Raw genomic sequence first — 15,494 nt, 5'->3', positions numbered from 1 at the left:
TATGACAGACAGCTGGCACTCGCGGCGACGCGTGTTGCAGGCACTGGGGACCGGTGCGGTGGCGACGGTTGCAGGCTGTTCCGGCTCGGACTCGACCGGCGATGGGACCGACACGAGAGGTGGGGTCGACACCACGGCGACGACCGGCGAGTCGGATACGGACGCGGGCGACGGCGAGGACCCTGCTCCTGCCGAGACGGACGCAACCACTCACACGGCGAAACTCGTCGCCAGCGACGGTTCGGCGGACGACCACCTGGGGTACACCGTCGCCGTCGACGGGGACACGGCCCTCGTCGGCGCGCCCGGGGCGACACCGGAGGATCAGTACACGGCCGGTCGCGCGTACGTGTTCGAACGCGGCGCTGACGGCTGGACGCAGACGACCGAACTCGCCCCGGAAGTCGGGGACCCACGGAGCTTCGGCGAGTCGGTCGCACTCGACGGCGACATGGCGCTCGTCGGTGACCCCGGCGACCGCGACCCTCGCGGCGACGGCGTCGAGCGCTCGGTGTACAGCATCGGTTCGGTCTACGTGTTCGAGCGCGGGTCCGACGGCTGGACACAGACGACCAAGCTCTACGCGGCCGACGGCGACGAGAACGACGCGTTCGGCAACGCGGTCGCGCTGACCGCCACCACCGCACTGGTCGGGGCGGCCAACGACGAGGACCCGAACGGAATGGCCGAAGACGAGCGATACGGTGGCGCCGGCTCAGCCTACGTGTTCGAAGGCGACACCGGGTCGTGGACGCAGGTGGCCAAGCTCGCCCCCGACGACGGGGGCCCGGGCGAGAACTTCGGTGCCAACGTCGCACTCGCGGACGGCGTCGCGCTGGTCGGTGCGCCCGAAGACGACGTGAACGCCACGAACAGCGGCTCGGCGTACGTCTTCGAGCGAACGAGCGGAAACTGGCGACAGCAGGCCAAACTCGCTCCCAGCGGGGGAGACGAGCGCGACGAGTTCGGCGTCGGACTGGCCGTTGCACCGACCATGGCGCTGGTCGGTGCACATTACGAGGACAAGCCAAACGGCACCATGGCGGGCGCGGTCTACGTCTACGAGCGCACTGGCGGCGAGTGGAACCCCCAGGAGAAGTTCGCGCCCCCGAACGGCGAGACCACCGACGAGTTCGGCAGTCGGATCGCCCTCGACGGGGAGACGGCCCTGATCACCGCGCCGGGCGAAGATGTCTCGGGAACAAGCCTCGTCGGTGCCGCCTACCTGTTCCAGCGCCGTGACGGTGCGTGGACTCAGCGTGACCGACTCGTCGCCGGGGACGCCCAGAAACAGGACGACTTCGGCGAGGCGGTCGCGCTGACTGACGGCCGCGCCCTCCTCGGAGCACCCGACTACGACACCCGGGACGCCGAGGGGGCCGGCTCGGCGTACGTCTTCGACCTGTGAACGGGTGGGCTTTCGCCTCGCTACCGCTGTAGCCCGAGCGCGACGCTTTTGCTCGCCGCGCCCCTGCACCCGGTGTGTCCGAGTTCGCGTTCGAGGTCGCCCTGTCGGCCCGCCTGGAGAGCGACCGCGAGGCCGTCATCGCCAGACAACTCGGTACCGCCTGCCACGGCAACCGGGTGATGGACCTCGTGGTGGTCGAACCCGGTCCCGGACTCGACGAGCGGGCGGCCATCACGCCCGAGCGCATCCCGGGACCGGCCATCGAGAGCGCGGTCGGACCAGGGACGGCCCGGTACTGGAAGGACGCCTTCGAGATCCGCCCCGAGCGCGCCGAGGCGGTCGTCGAGCGGGCGGTCGACCTCGGCTTCTTCGAGCGCGAACGCCGCAACGGCCGCACGTACGTCCGCCAGACCGCCCGCTACCCCGAGGACTGGTTCGATTCCCTCGTGGGCATCGAGAACAAGCCCGACCTCGGGCGGCCCGGCGACCTCGAAACCCAGCTCCGCAAAGACGTGAGCCTCGGCCTGCTGGACGCGGTGATCCTGGCGACCGAATCCCACGTCACCGGCGCACACCTCAATCGCATTCCCGAGGCGGTCGGCGTCTGGCGCTTCCATCCGGACTCCGGCGAGCGCGAGGTGATCCGGGAGCCGACGCCGCTGGACACCGACGAGACGGGGATCGACGTGCTGGACCGGCGCACCGCCCGGACGGACGTGGCGGTCGTCACCGCCGCCGAGAAACGCCGCCAGCGCCGCCGCGTGGCCGAACGCGCCTACGGCAAGGGCTGGCGGACCTACGACTTCCCGGACTGCGCGGAAGTCGAGACCCGCGAGCGGTTCGACCGCGGGGGGCTCCCCTACTGCGCCTGGAAGGGCCGGATCGTCGACCCCGCCCGGGAGTGTGGCCCCGACTGCGACGGGTACGATTCGGCGGACCCGCCCGACGTGGACGCGGCCGCCGAGCGCGCCACCGGCCAGCCCTGGGACCCCGATCCCGAAGGGCGACAGCGCCGCCAGTCCGGGCTGGATCGGTTCACGTGATCCCGAGCCGCCGGGAGACGACGACCGCACCCATGTAGCACGCGGTGAAGGCGACGACGAACGCGAGGACTGGCACTGGCTCGACGGATCGCCCGAACAGCGCGGTCGGGACGGCGTAGCCCACCGCGCCCACCGCCGCGACGAGGCCGGTCGCGACCAGCGGGTGGTCGGTCGGGAACTGCTCGGCGTCGGTCATCGTCCGTTGCAGGGGAGTCCGCGACAAAAGCACCGGGCTGATTTCAGAGTTCGTACCGCTCGCCGTCGACGGCCAGGTCCTCGTCGAAGGCCTCGTCGGCCGGGATGAAGTGCGAGAGGTGGACGATCCGTGTCTCGTCGGCGCCCAGCTCCGCGCCGAGCGAGCGCGCCCCCTCGATTGTCATGTGTTTGGTCCCGAACGTCCGTGGCACGCCGTCCTCGTCTTCGTGTTTCCCGCCGTAGGGGTGGTGTTCACAGAGGTGGGCCGGGACGATGCCGTCGGCCAGCAACAGATCGGGGTCGGTCAGCGCCTCGCGGGACTCGTCGGGAATCCCGAAGCTCGTGTCGCCCGACAGCGAGAGCTTCGCGCCCGTCTCCGGGTCCTCGACGACGAGACCGTAGCACACCAGCGGCGGGTGATCGACCGGAACCAGCGTGACCTCGAACCCGCAGGTCTCGAACGGCTCGAAGGGAGACTGCGCGGAGACCGTCACGGCGTCGAGGTAGTCGTACCGCCGGCGAACGGTCTCCGCGACGCTCTCGCCGGTTTCGGGGTCGGTCTCGTCGGCGGCGTACACCGGGAGGTCGCCGAACAGCCGGTAGGCGTTGCCGAGGCCGTCGAGGTGGTCGAAGTGGATGTGACTGATCACGGCGGCGTCGGGCAGGTCCACGTCACGTTCGAGGAACTGGTGGCGAAAGTCGGGGCTGGCGTCGACCAGCAGCGCCTCGTCGGTCCGCTCGTTGCGGACGTGGACGGAGTAGCGGGTGCGCTCGACGCCGCGCTCGCGCGCTCGCTCGCAGGTGTCACAGGAACACCCGGGCGTCGGTGTGCCGGTCGTGTCGCCGGTGCCGAGCAGCGTGACCTCCATTCGCCCGCCGAAAAGAGTTCTGGGGCCCTAAACCCCGCGGCTTCGGGGTGCCATCGGGAACCGTCCCTCCAGCCGATCCAGGAACGCCTCACCCCGCCGAGTCGACTTGAGGTATCGGACGACCCGCGATTCCGCGCCGGCCTCGTCGACCGCCTGCCGAGTCGAGGCATCTAGATCGTTCAGTTGCGCGGCCACGCGCTGTTTGGTGGTGATCGCCGAACTGGATCCTTTTTGATAAGTCTCGTTACGATTCTCTATGATCGATTTCGTCTACCTTGCTCCGGATCGCACAGATTGACTCGTTGTCGGCGAGTTCTGGGTTGCGGTTCTGAACCTCTTTAACGAAATCCCTGGCAACCCTGACGACTTCATTCTCCCACGCGTCTTTCGGGACTGTGTAGGCTCTGTCAATATTGAGCCGCTCGTCTGGATCTTTCGCGGCTTTGAACGTTGCACAGCGGACGATTTTTATTGTCTGTTCTCCATCCGGCTCTGCAGTCAGCCACGAGGGACCGAATTCGAATTCGACGATGTAGCGCTCGCCGCGATTTATCGCCTCGACTGACTCCAAGAGTTCGAGCGTAGTAGTACAGGCCCGACCTGTCACTCCGCCATTATCACGGCCGTAGACCTGTTCAGAATCGACCGATATCGACACTTGTGTCCAGCTGTTTGGATTATTTTGATCGACATTTTCCCAGTATTCCGTGTCATGGCGGTACGTTATCTGGACGTTATCGTATTTTGATTCGCTCATTATTTTGTCTCCACGAACCCTCCAGCACCGTCATTTAGATCTGGGACGTATCTGAGCACGTCATCACCGCTCAGGGGATACGCGGTATCTACAGTCCCGTCTTCGACGATAATCCTCATATCATCTACTCCACTGTCTGGATACCCGTTTTCGACCGGCTCGAAATAGTATTTCGCGCCGTTTGGTCGGGTGGTTTCATCACCTTGCTTGATCCCATCGTATATCAGTCTCTGAACCTTGGATTTGCTGAGGCTGTCTGGGAGGTTCGTTCCTCTTACACTTGCCCCAGTCGGAAAGAGGCTGGTCCCACCTTCTGCGTCGATTCTGTAGGTTCCTTCGACGTGTCGAACAACCACGTGATTCCATCCTGTTGCTCGGTTGCCTTCTGGAATACTTATCGTTCTCCCTCCTCGCTGAACAGCACCGATTGTCTCACTGAGACCTCCTCTTTCAGCGATGTCAAGCAACTCCTCTGATTTTAGATCACCGTCGATCAGCGGGTTCGTTTCCTTCGATTCGAGCATGCCCAGCATCCGCTGCACATCAGCCCGATCCATGTCGCCGCTATCGAGCAACTCGTCGATCCGCTGGAGGTTCGCATCAGTAACGTCACCGTCGCCGTAGCGCTTGATGAGGCGATATCGCGTTCCAGCATCGTTCTTGAGAAGCCGCGACAGCTCTCCAGCCCCCGAGTCGGAGAGTCGTGTAACTTCGTCGAGGAAGTTCTTCGCCTTCGTCTCAGTGAGGTCACCGCGTCGCACGGCGGCACTGAGGTCCCTCCCGAGGTCTGGGAAGCCGTCGCGGTCGACATCACAGGCGCCACCGCTCTGGGTGGCGACGGTCCCAGCAGCGGACGCCGTGACGCCCGCGGTCATAGCCAGCGCCGCACTGCCTGCGGCGCCACGTCGCGAGCTACAGGGGAACAGCGCTTTCAGATCGTCACTGTCCAACTGGTCGAGGAAGTCTCCGTCGCCCCTGGTCTCTGCGAGATACCGCGCGACAGGCTGTTCGATCCCTGCCTCGTTGATCGTCGTCCGTGTTGCAGAGTCGAGATTCCGGAATTTGGCCGCCACCCGCTGTTTGGTGGTGGTCGCGGAGTTCGAGAGCGCGCGGCGGACGGCCGTCGCGTCGAGTTCGGGCGCTTTCGAGCGCAGGCCCCTGGCGACGCGGATGCCCGCACGGGCGGCGGCACTCTCGGCGCGGCCGAGGGTGGCCGCCCGGACCTTGCCGGCCGCGTCGAGGGCTTTGCTGCCGATCTTGGAGTTGGCTCGGATGACGTTCTTGACCTTGGTCGCGCCCTTCGAACCGGCGATGGCTTCGACGATGAAGCCGCCGACGTAGCCGGCGTACCAGCCGACAGCGAACCGGTTGTAGGTGTTGCCGATCTCGGTGATCGCACCGAAGTTACCGCTGGTGAGATCGCTGAGCGTGTTCGACCGGTCGAAGGGGTTGTGCCTGCGCTGGGCCTGCTGGATGGAGCCGAGCGCGCCGGTGATGAGACTCCCGATGACGGTGAAGTCGTTGACGATGGCTTTGGCCAGGTCGATCAGCGCCAGGATCTGGCTGGGGTTCTTGACGAGCTGGATCAGCCCCTGGATCGACTTCCCGATGGCGTGGGACAGTCCCGAGAACACGGCCAGAACCGCGATCGGATCGTAGCCGCCGATCCGCTGATCGAGACTGAGTGTGATGTCGAGTTCTTCGATAGTCAGCTCCGCGCTCGCGACTTGCTTCGCCAGTTCGCCGTAGACGTTCGAGCTGAAATACTCCCCGCTGTTCTCGTTCCCGTGAACGTCGTTGGCGATGATCGTCGCCTTCTCGCCGGTCAACGTCTCCAGCGCGCCCGTGATCGGACTGTCGACGAGCAGCGTCGCGGTCGTGCGACAGGTGGCATCCTGACAGCCGCCGCCGAACTGGACGGTGTTCGTGTTGTCCCCCTTCTTGAGGACGACTTCGCCGACGCCGCTGGGATCGGTCACCGCGAACGTAATCCGGTACTCGGAGGCCAGCGGATCGATCTCGTCCGGCACGTCGAAGTCCGGTGTGGCGGCCGCCGATCCGCCGCTCACGCTGGCAGCGGCCCCACCTGCGCTGGTGGATGCTGCCGGCGTGAGGACGTGTGGGGACTGCGATCCGGCGGCGACACTGGCGCGGGTCCGTACCGGCGTCGTGACGCCGGCCCCGGCCATCATCGAGGCCGACAGGTAGCCGAAGGTCACGGTGTCGACGAACTTGTCACCGGCGTAACTCACGCCACTGACGACGCTGTCGACGAACCCGCGGAAGTCACTGATCGAGTTCCCGATCGCGTCCGCGCCTTCGCCGATGACACCCCTGACCGCATCGATTTTCTCCTCGCCGAGTGCGAGGATGTCACCGGCGCCCCAACTCTGGAGTTCCGCGATCTGACTCGTGCTCCAGTTACTGAACGCAGACCACTGGGCGCTTCCCCACTGCTGGAATTTCTCGAGCCCGCTGTTGGCTATCGACAGGAAGGTCCCGATCTTGTTGGCGTTCCAGGACGCGATCTCCTGGATCTTGCTCTGCCCGAGGCTGAGGAGCGTCCCCAGCTTCCTGTCGAGTCGCCAGGCGGTGATCCGGTCGATGATCCGCTGTGGCATCGACTCGATGGCCCGAATGAATTCGAGGGACCTGATACCGTACTCCTCGAGCTTCTGGAGTAGGTCCTTCGGCATCGAGAAGTACAGCTCGGTGGAGATGTGGACGTTCGAGACCTCCGGCCCGGTGTAGTCGTGGAGCGTCGGGTCCTGGCCGACATCGAACGCCGCGGCGTCGCCCAGCCCGTCGTCGACGGTGTACTCCCGCGTGGGGTCGGTCCGGTTCGTGAACTCGTCGAAGTCGTCGACCCCGTCACCGTCGGTGTCCTCGGCCAGTGGGTCGGAGTAGACGGTCCGATCTTCCAGCCCCTCCACGTCGTCGGCGGTGGTCTGTTTCGCGGCCGTTTCGGCCTCGCCACGGTCGGTCGTGTACTCGACGGTCCAGCCCTCCTCGTGTTCCTCGTAGTCCGAGAGGCCGTCTCCGTCGGAGTCGTACTCGGTGGGATTCGCGACCGCGTTCTCGATGACGACCGACCCACCGACCTGTTCGAAGGTGACTTCCGCACCGTCGTCGATACCGTCACCGTCGGTGTCGGCGTCGTACGGCGAGGTACTGAACCGCTCGCCCGATCCTGCGGGGAGTACCCACTCGCGTTTCTCGATGTAATCGGGGATGCCGTCGCCGTCGGTATCCTGCCCGGACGACGCCGTCTGGACCGGCGCGAACTGAATCTTCAGGTCGACGCCGTCCGCAGAGGCCTCAATGGTGACCTCGTCGCCGCTCAGCCCGGTGAGATTGAGCGGCTCCTGCACCGTCCCTGCCGTTCCGATGTTGAGCTGTTGCCGGACCGTGTTACCGGCGTCGTCGCTCGCGACGACCTCGACACTCGGATCCTGCGCGGTCTGTTCGGTCTTGTACAACAGCGTCAGCTGGTCGGTGTCGCTGTCGGCCAGCGAGTAGGTCCACGAGGCCGATCCGGTGTCACCGGCAGTCTCGTTCGACTCGCCGCTGTCGCTCGGTGCCGACGGGATCCGAAGCGTCACCGGCTCGTCCATGTCGAGTTGCTCCTTGCGTGGATCGGTCGCCTTCCCGACGAGGAGCTGCCAGGCGTCGATCGACCCGGACGTTATCGGCTCCTCCGACGCAGCGTCGTTGAAGTACGGCGTGACGGTTATCGTCTGGTTCCGCAGGCCGCCTCTGAACGCCCCGCCGTCGGTGCGTATGTCGTTCCACGTCCAGTGCGGACGCGTCCGTGAGCCGCGGTCGAAGTCCGGAGGATCGTCTCTGACCACCCACTCGCCGTCCGAGAACGGAAGCCCGCTGAAGCCGAGGTCGACCGCTCCCCCCGAGCCGTCGTCCGGCTTGTCGTGGAGGGCGACGAGACTCAGCCCCTCTGGCCCCGACCAGAAGAACAGCTGACTCTTGTCCGACTCCGCGAGTTCGATCGGCGAGTTGATCTCGTTGTTCCCGTAGTTGTAGAACTCCGTGATGCTTTGATCGTTCTGCAACGGCACGATTTCGTAGGTTTCGCCTGCCTGCTCCGCCACGATCTTCCGGGTCGTCGGCTCGCCACCCAGCACGAGACTCGTCTCGTTGGTGATCGTACACGCCTGCTGACAGCTGAAGTCGGACTGACTCTCGAAGGCGATCGGATCGCCCGTCGCGTTGCCGACCGTGCCCTGTGCCTTCGCCGTCGTGAGGTTCACCCACTCGTCGGTGTCGATCACCGTGAAATACGAGAACGAACCGACCGTCGCCGTGGCGGTACCGTTCCGGTTATTCACGGCCGTTTCGAGCTGGTGCCACGTGTCGTTCGCCGAGCCGTTCCACTTGTACACCGCCAGGTCCTCGTACTCGCTTTCGGGAACCGACTCGTTGATCGGAAGCCGGACGGTCGCGCTCTCGAACGCGGATCGGTTCCGGAGGCGCACCGTCGGCCCCGCACGCACCCCACTGTCCGCGAAGAAGGTGGGTTTGGGCGCGATCTCGACGGTCGAAGCCACGTCACCCTCGCCACTGACCGTCACCGACACGTTGGTCGCGTCGTCCGTCGCGGTCGTGGTATACGACTCCTCGCCGTCGGGGACGCCATCACCGTCGGAGTCCGCGACGAGCGGATCGGTGCCCAGCCGGATCTCCTCGCCGTCGAGCAACCCGTCGCCGTCGGTGTCGGGTGTGAGCGCCTCGGTCCCGTACTCGGTGACTTCGGCACCGTCATCGAGGTCGTCGGTGTCGGTGTCGGCCGTGAACGGGTCCGTCCCCGCCTCGATCTCCTCGGCGGTAGACAGTCCGTCCCCGTCGGGATCGGCCGCGCCGTCGGGCGTTCCGTCGTCGTCGCTGTCGGCATCGGTCGCCGAGAGCCGCACGTAGGACCGCTCCTCGGCGTCGGTCAGTCCGTCGTCGTCGGTGTCCGCGCTGAACGGGTCCGTCCCGGCGAACTGCTCCGTGAGCGTCTGCAGCGAGTCGTCGTCGAAGTCGTGCTCCCCGTCGAGCAGTCCGTCACCGCCCCGATCACCGGCGATCGCCGTCGCGTTGCTGTCCCAGTACAGCGGATTCGTCCCCGTGACCTCGAGCTCGTACGTGTCCCGGAGCCCGTCACCGTCGAACAGCACCGTGTCCCGCTGTGGGAGGTCCGGCGTCACACCGACGGCCGGTGCGTCGTCACTGTCGCTGGAATCGTCGTCGTCCTCCTCGTCGTCCTCGTCGTCGCTGTCGTGATCACCTTCCTCGTCGTCGTCCTCGTCGCCTCGTTTCCCTTTCTTCTTCCCCCGCTTTCCGTTGCCCTTGCCGCGCTTGCCGGGCTTTTTGTCGTGTCCCGGGGGCGTGTCGTCCTGTTTGTTGCCGTTTCGCGGTGGCCCCGATCCGCCCCGCTGACCCGGCGGTCCGCCGCGTTGCTGGCCGACGGTTCGCCCCGAGTCGATGGCAACCTCGCCGAACCGCAGCGGCCGAACGGCGCTGTCCCGCGGGCCGACACTGGCCTCGGCCCCGGTCTCCGGCGTCCTGTCGTCGGTGACCGTCTCGGTTCCGCTTGGCGTGCTGGTCTGGTTGCCGTCCGGTATCGACTGGTTCTCAGCAGGCGTCGTCTTGTTACCAGTGGGTGTCGTCTGATTGCCGATAGGTGTGGTCTGGTTCTCGCTTCCGGTACTGGTCTGGTTCCCGGATGCGGTCTGATTGCCAGTCAGCTCGCCGCTCTGCTCGTCACTGGTTGCAGTCCGGTTGCCGCCGGAGCCGTCGGACTGGTCGGTTTCCTCGTCGGTCCCGGTGTCCGTGCTGTCCGGGTCCGACTGCTCGGTTTCGTTCGGCTCCGTGGGGTCCTCGCTCGTCGTGTAGTCTTCGAGGACGAGTGTCCCGGTCCGCCGTTCGTCGTCGGCTCCGCCGTTGAGGCTGACGCGCACCGGGTATTCCCCGGGCTCGGAGCCTTGCACCACGGGCCTGTATGTCAGCAGGAGGTAGTCCTCGGGAGCGAGCGTGTAATTCCCGTCGAGCGTGACCGAGAGCGTCGTCCCGTGGTCGTCGACCGACACGGCGCGCACGTCGTCGCTCACGTTCACCTCCGGCGGGATGTCCGCGTCGGTGTCGACGTAGACACCCACCGAGTCGGCCGTGACCGCGGAGAGGTTCACGCCGTCCGCGTATTCGACGGTGAACTGCTGGAGCGTGTCCCCGGCCGCGGACGATTCGTCGTCGGTGCCCACGTCCCAGCCGACGGCGTGTGCCGCCCGCGCGTCGACGGCTCTGATCGCGGTCGCGACCAGCCGGTTCGGATAGCGCACCTCGCGCTCGTTCCCGGCCGGTTCCTCGTTCTCGTACTGGGCGACCACTTCGGGGATCTCGTGATTCGGCTCGGTGTCGCCGAGTGCGGCCGTGACGTTGACACGGCGGTCCTCGAGCGTGACGTTCGCGATGAACGTCGCGTTGCCTGCCGGTCTGGTCCCGTCCATCGTCGAGACGGTGGTCGTCCGGTTCTCGCCGACCCGAATCGTCACGTCGTCCAGTCCCCACGGCCGCACCGCCTGGACCTGCCCGAGCAGCGTCCGGTCGGTGGCCGTCGATCCGTTCCGGATCGGGTCGGCGCGGGTCCGGATGCGAACTCGCGGTTCGGTGTGTTTCGCGAGCGTATCGAGTGCGTGCTGACTGTGCCGCCAGGCAGTCGCGAAGTGCCTGATCGCCCGTGCCCGGTCCTTCGCGGCCGTCTCGACGCTTCGTCCCTGGCCGCCCAGCGCGTCCTGTCCGCGCTCGTAGGCTCGCTCGGCGTTGGTCAGCTTCCGCTGGATCTTGCGGCGCTGTCCCGGATTGTCGACGGCGTCGCCGAACACGGCCCACGCGCGCTGGGCGTCCTCGATCGACGTATTCGCCGTCCGCGCGTCGGCGCGAGCCACCCGCCAGCTCGCCTCGTCGACGACGAACGGATCCGACGTGGCGTATCCCGAGAGTTGCTGGAGGGCCCTGGCGTCGTCACGGAAGACCGACTCCGATTCGACACGGTCCGGGCCACGGTACGTTCCGAGCGTCTCCCGAATCGTCGTGACCGGTTCGGGCACGTCACGCTCCGTCTCGTTCCAGTCGCGCCGATCCAGATCGCCCGGATCGGGCCGGCTGACGTTCGGATCGTCCGACTCCGTCTCGTCCTCGTCCACCCCGAGTCCGGTTAGATACGCCAGCGCCGTCGTCTTGAGGCCGATGGCAGTCCGATTCTCCTGCTCGACCTGTGAGGGCGGCCCCCGGTCGATCGCCTGATACGTCCCGCCGGGAACGGCCTGCACTACGGGCGCGAAACTCCCCACCACCATGAGGAAGGTAAACAACACCGCGAGTATCCGATTCGATATGTCTCTCATTAATGACAGCCGAGAAACCACTACGTATTATAATTTTACCTTCGGAATAGCTTATATAAAACTTCCAATTAACAGTGCTTTATACATAGGGCCGAGCGGTTCGTCGCGCCCGTACGCTGCGGAGTCTGCCGGTGGCCGCTTCCGTCACGAGCGGGGCTGGCTGGAAGAAACCGATAGTGCCGATCCGGGTTCGTCAGTCGTCCGCGTGATCGTGGCCGTGCCCGTCGGCGGCCGCTTCCTCGTCGGTGCCGGAGATGTCGCCGCCGGCGACCAGCGCGTCGGCGTCGCCGTCGATCATGTCGAGGTTCTTCAGGTTGTCCCGTTCCTCGAAGTCGGCGACGGCGTCTTCCAGATCCTGCTGGGTGAGCGTCGTCCGTTCCTCGGTCAGGGCGCTCAACACCGCCTCGCGGAGGACCAGCCGGAGGTCGCTGCCGGTCAGTCCTTCGGTCATCTCCGCGAGCGTCTCGGGGTCGAAGTCCGCGATCTCCATCTCCCGGGTGACGACCCGGAGGATGTCCGAGCGCATCGAGCGGTCGGGCTTGGGGAAGTTGACGATCTCGTCGAAGCGCCGCCAGGCCGCGGCGTCGAGCTGGTCGGGGTGGTTGGTCGCCCCGATCAGCAACACGTCGTCCTCGATGAGGCTGATGTCGTCGATGCTCTTGAGGAGGGTGTTGACCGCGCGTTTGATCGCGGCGTGTTCGTCCGAGGAGCGCGTCTTGGCCACGAAGTCGAACTCGTCCATGAAGAAGATACACGGGGAGAGCCGCCGCGCGACCTCGAAGGACTTCTCGACGTTCTTGGCCGTCTCGCCGAGGTACTGGCTGGTGATCATCGACAGCTTCACCTCGACGAACGGCAGGTCGAGTTCCCGGGCCAGCGCGCGGGCCACGGAGGTCTTCCCGGTGCCCGGCGGGCCGACGAACAGCAGCTTCCCGATCTCCCGGAGCCCGATCTGGGCGAGGTAGTCCCGGTGTTCGATGGCCTTGACGATCTTGTGGATCTCGCCCTCCTGATCCTCTGTGAGGACGAGATCGTCCATCGTCATCTCGACTTCTTCGGGGGCGCGGATGTCCACGAGGTCGAGCATCTCCTCCTCTTCCTCGTCGTCGAAGTACTCGTCGAGCAGGCTGTCGATCCAGGCCCGATCCGCCCGCGCCGGGCGGTTCAGCTCGTGGGCCTGCTCGTAGTCGACGCCGAACTCGTCGCCGTACGCGGCGGCCAGCGTGGGGTTCTCGCGGATCCGCTCCTCGTCCGCGCGGTCGAGGAACCACTCCTCGGCCATGTCTTCGTCGGTGAACTCGATGTCGCCCGAGAAGTCGTCGCGGTCGGTGAACATCAGCCCCGAGATGGCGTCCCAGGGTCGCTCGACGCCGGTCGCGTCCGCGGCCGTCGTCGCGGTCGCAGAGAGCGGTCGCTCGATGCGGCCGTCGCTCCAGAACACAGTCCGGTAGGTCGGCGGGAGATCGTCCGGCTCTAACTCGCGGTCGTCGTTGTACGCTGTCGCTGTCAACAGGAACTCGACGACGTCCAGCTCCGGGTCACTCATTCCCACCGAGATTCGACCGCGACGGACATAAGCCCCCCGGACTCCGGCCGCGAACGCCCCGCTCACTCCCCCGCACACCGGGCCCGTCCCCACCGAACTCCCGCGACTGGCGTGTGAGGTGTTCACCGAATCCCTCGACAACACTTCAACTGTAAGCCATCTATGCGAGGTGGTTAACATAGGAACGGCGCGGACGGGCCGCCGCCGACAACTGGTAGTGCCAGCGGTGGGAGTTCGACGGGATTTAACACGAACGACCCTGATGGGCTACACATGGCAGATAACACGCCAGTCGTTGTCAAAGCGTACCGTACACCGCAGGGGAAGGAGGACGGCGTCTACTCGGACGTCCGTAGCGAGGACCTCTCGATCCCGCTGATCAACCAGATGCTCGACGAGACCGGCCTCGACGGCGAGGACGTCGACGACCTGATCTGGGGCTGTGCCCAGCAGCGTGGCGAGCAGGGGAACAACATGGCCCGGGTCATCGCGCTGCTGTCGGATCTGGGCGAGAGCGTGCCCGCGACGACCGTCAACCGCTGGTGTGCCTCCTCCGCGCAGGCCATCATCTCCGCGGCCGACGCCGTCCGCGCCGGCCAGCGCGACGTGCTCATCGCCGGCGGTGTCGAGAGCATGTCCCGCGTCGAGATGGGTGAGAACACGGCCAACGTCCACCCCGCGCTCAACGACCACTACAACGTCATGGACCTCCAGATGGGGATGACCGCCGAGAAGGTCGCCGAGGAGTACGACATCTCCCGGGACACCCAGGACGAGTACGCCGCCCGCTCCCAGCAGCGCGCCGTCGAGGCCACCGAGGAGGGCCGCTTCGACGACGAGATCGTCCCCATCGAGGGCACCGACGACGAGGGCAACGAGATCACCGTCGAGAAAGACGAGGGCCTGCGCCCGGGCACCACCAAGGAGAAACTCGAAGGCCTCCCGACCGTGTTCAAGGCCGACGGGACCGTCACGCCCGGTAACTCCAGCCAGATCTCCGACGGCGCGGCCGCCACCATGATCACGAGCAAGGAGTTCGCCGAGGACCACGGCCTGGACATCCTCGCCGAGGTCGGCGGCAACAACGTCGCCGGCGTCGACCCCACCGTGATGGGTATCGGTCCGATCCCCGCCGTCGAGGGCCTGTGTGAGCGCACCGGCCGCGACCCCGAGGACTACGACCTGGTCGAACTCAACGAGGCCTTCGCCTCCCAGTGTTACTACTGCCAGCAGCAACTCGGCTTCGACGACGACATCTACAACGTCAACGGCGGCGCAATCGCCATCGGCCACCCGCTCGGTGCCTCCGGTGCCCGCCTGCCCGTGACGCTCATCCACGAGATGAACAAGCGGGACGCCGAACTCGGCCTCGCGACCGAGTGTGTCGGCTTCGGGCAGGGCGCGGCCATCGAGTTCGAGCTGCCCTAGACTGGCCGTCATCAATCGTCGATTACGAGCCGGCTTAATTCAACTACTCCGCCGCTTCTTTCAACCGCAGACGCACAATACCGCTCCCCGTCGCTGTAGACCCCTCATAGCAACTGCTTACCGGCCGAATTCGGAATCGACCCGTGATGAGCGAGACTCCGACCACTGCGTTCCGGACCGAGTTCACCGATGTCTCCGACCGCTACTTCGACCGACTCGCCGACTGCGCCGAGAGCGTGCGGCCCGGCGTCGAGTACTACGGCCGTGACGAGGCGGCCTTCTGCGGCGAACTCGAACGGGCTCGGCGGCTGGAATCGGACTGTGACGACCTGCTCGACACCATTCGGACGACGGTCGGGCAGTCGATGGGTCCCAACTTCACCCGCGTCTACTTCCAGCCCGGTGGCGTCCTCGAACTGTTCGCCTGTGCGGACGAGACCGCCAATCACGTCGAGACGTTCTTCGGCGAACTGGCCGCGATGGAGCCGACGCTCTCGGCGGCTACCACCGCTGATTTCGCCAGAATGGGGGATCTCGTCGTCGAGGCGGTCGGGGCACTCGCCGCGGCCATCGGCGACCTGTTCGCCGGCCCCGCACACCGGACAGTCGACGCCGTCCACGATGCCCGGGCGACCGTCGCGGATCTGGAGTCACGCTGTGACACGGTCCGGCAGAAACTGGTCTCGGAGGCGTTCGCGACCGACGACACCGCCGCCGCGCTGGTCGTCCGGGAACTCGCGCTGTGGCTCGACCGGGCGATGGACGCCGTCGAGGACGCCGCCGAACAGGCGGTCTACCTCGACAGTACGGCCGTCGCGACGAGCGAAACCGCCGGACCGGACTGACCCCCT

General features: G+C 66.1%; 9 protein-coding genes. 4 read left to right on the top strand and 5 right to left on the bottom strand.

Annotated features, from left to right (window positions below):
• Position 1: 1 nt before the first annotated feature.
• Together ACOZ4N_RS12735 and ACOZ4N_RS12730 are read left to right on the top strand one after the other, a co-directional pair.
• Positions 2-1,408: a PKD domain-containing protein gene (locus ACOZ4N_RS12735; RefSeq protein WP_424016748.1), complete on the top strand. Its 1,407-nt coding sequence runs from the start codon at positions 2-4 to the stop codon at positions 1,406-1,408.
• Positions 1,409-1,482: 74 nt separating this feature from the next.
• Positions 1,483-2,451, top strand: a complete 969-nt coding sequence (locus ACOZ4N_RS12730; RefSeq protein WP_424016747.1) for a DUF5787 family protein — start codon at positions 1,483-1,485, stop codon at positions 2,449-2,451.
• Here ACOZ4N_RS12730 and ACOZ4N_RS12725 read toward each other — a convergent pair.
• From ACOZ4N_RS12725 to ACOZ4N_RS12705, 5 genes are all read right to left on the bottom strand, one after another.
• Positions 2,444-2,647 (bottom strand): hypothetical protein, encoded by a 204-nt coding sequence (locus ACOZ4N_RS12725; protein ID WP_092694086.1) that lies wholly within the window; start codon positions 2,645-2,647, stop codon positions 2,444-2,446. The genes ACOZ4N_RS12730 and ACOZ4N_RS12725 overlap by 8 nt on opposite strands.
• Positions 2,648-2,690: 43 nt before the next feature.
• Positions 2,691-3,515 (bottom strand): MBL fold metallo-hydrolase, encoded by an 825-nt coding sequence (locus ACOZ4N_RS12720; RefSeq protein ID WP_424016746.1) that lies wholly within the window; start codon positions 3,513-3,515, stop codon positions 2,691-2,693.
• A gap of 244 nt (positions 3,516-3,759) precedes the next feature.
• Complete coding sequence (locus ACOZ4N_RS12715; RefSeq protein WP_424016745.1) at positions 3,760-4,272, bottom strand: hypothetical protein; 513 nt, start codon at positions 4,270-4,272, stop codon at positions 3,760-3,762.
• Complete coding sequence (locus ACOZ4N_RS12710; protein WP_424016744.1) at positions 4,272-11,669, bottom strand: hypothetical protein; 7,398 nt, start codon at positions 11,667-11,669, stop codon at positions 4,272-4,274. Before ACOZ4N_RS12710 ends, ACOZ4N_RS12715 begins: the two co-directional genes overlap by 1 nt.
• Positions 11,670-11,862: 193 nt before the next feature.
• Positions 11,863-13,215, bottom strand: a complete 1,353-nt coding sequence (locus tag ACOZ4N_RS12705; RefSeq protein ID WP_424016743.1) for an ATP-binding protein — start codon at positions 13,213-13,215, stop codon at positions 11,863-11,865.
• A 273-nt stretch (positions 13,216-13,488) separates the two neighbouring features.
• Here ACOZ4N_RS12705 and ACOZ4N_RS12700 point away from each other — a divergent pair, with 273 nt between their 5' ends.
• Positions 13,489-14,643, top strand: a complete 1,155-nt coding sequence (locus ACOZ4N_RS12700) for a thiolase family protein (RefSeq protein WP_424016742.1) — start codon at positions 13,489-13,491, stop codon at positions 14,641-14,643.
• A 146-nt stretch (positions 14,644-14,789) separates the two neighbouring features.
• Positions 14,790-15,488, top strand: a complete 699-nt coding sequence (locus ACOZ4N_RS12695) for a hypothetical protein (RefSeq protein ID WP_424016741.1) — start codon at positions 14,790-14,792, stop codon at positions 15,486-15,488.
• The last annotated feature ends 6 nt before the right edge of the window (positions 15,489-15,494 follow it).

The sequence above is a fragment of the Halorientalis pallida genome, from assembly GCF_049605515.1.
Lineage (GTDB): Archaea > Halobacteriota > Halobacteria > Halobacteriales > Haloarculaceae > Halorientalis > Halorientalis pallida_A.
Note: the sequence above shows the minus strand (reverse complement) of the source record. Positions and strands in the feature narration are given on the sequence as shown.

Excerpts from the sequence above, each read along its gene's own strand:
- ACOZ4N_RS12725 (WP_092694086.1), bottom strand. The coding sequence starts at position 2,647 with ATGACCGACGCCGAGCAGTTCCCGACCGACCACCCGCTGGTCGCGACC.
- ACOZ4N_RS12715 (WP_424016745.1), bottom strand. The coding sequence starts at position 4,272 with ATGAGCGAATCAAAATACGATAACGTCCAGATAACGTACCGCCATGAC.
- ACOZ4N_RS12695 (WP_424016741.1), top strand. The coding sequence starts at position 14,790 with ATGAGCGAGACTCCGACCACTGCGTTCCGGACCGAGTTCACCGATGTC.
- ACOZ4N_RS12735 (WP_424016748.1), top strand. The coding sequence starts at position 2 with ATGACAGACAGCTGGCACTCGCGGCGACGCGTGTTGCAGGCACTGGGG.
- ACOZ4N_RS12705 (WP_424016743.1), bottom strand. The coding sequence starts at position 13,215 with ATGAGTGACCCGGAGCTGGACGTCGTCGAGTTCCTGTTGACAGCGACA.
- ACOZ4N_RS12710 (WP_424016744.1), bottom strand. The coding sequence starts at position 11,669 with ATGAGAGACATATCGAATCGGATACTCGCGGTGTTGTTTACCTTCCTC.
- ACOZ4N_RS12700 (WP_424016742.1), top strand. The coding sequence starts at position 13,489 with ATGGCAGATAACACGCCAGTCGTTGTCAAAGCGTACCGTACACCGCAG.
- ACOZ4N_RS12720 (WP_424016746.1), bottom strand. The coding sequence starts at position 3,515 with ATGGAGGTCACGCTGCTCGGCACCGGCGACACGACCGGCACACCGACG.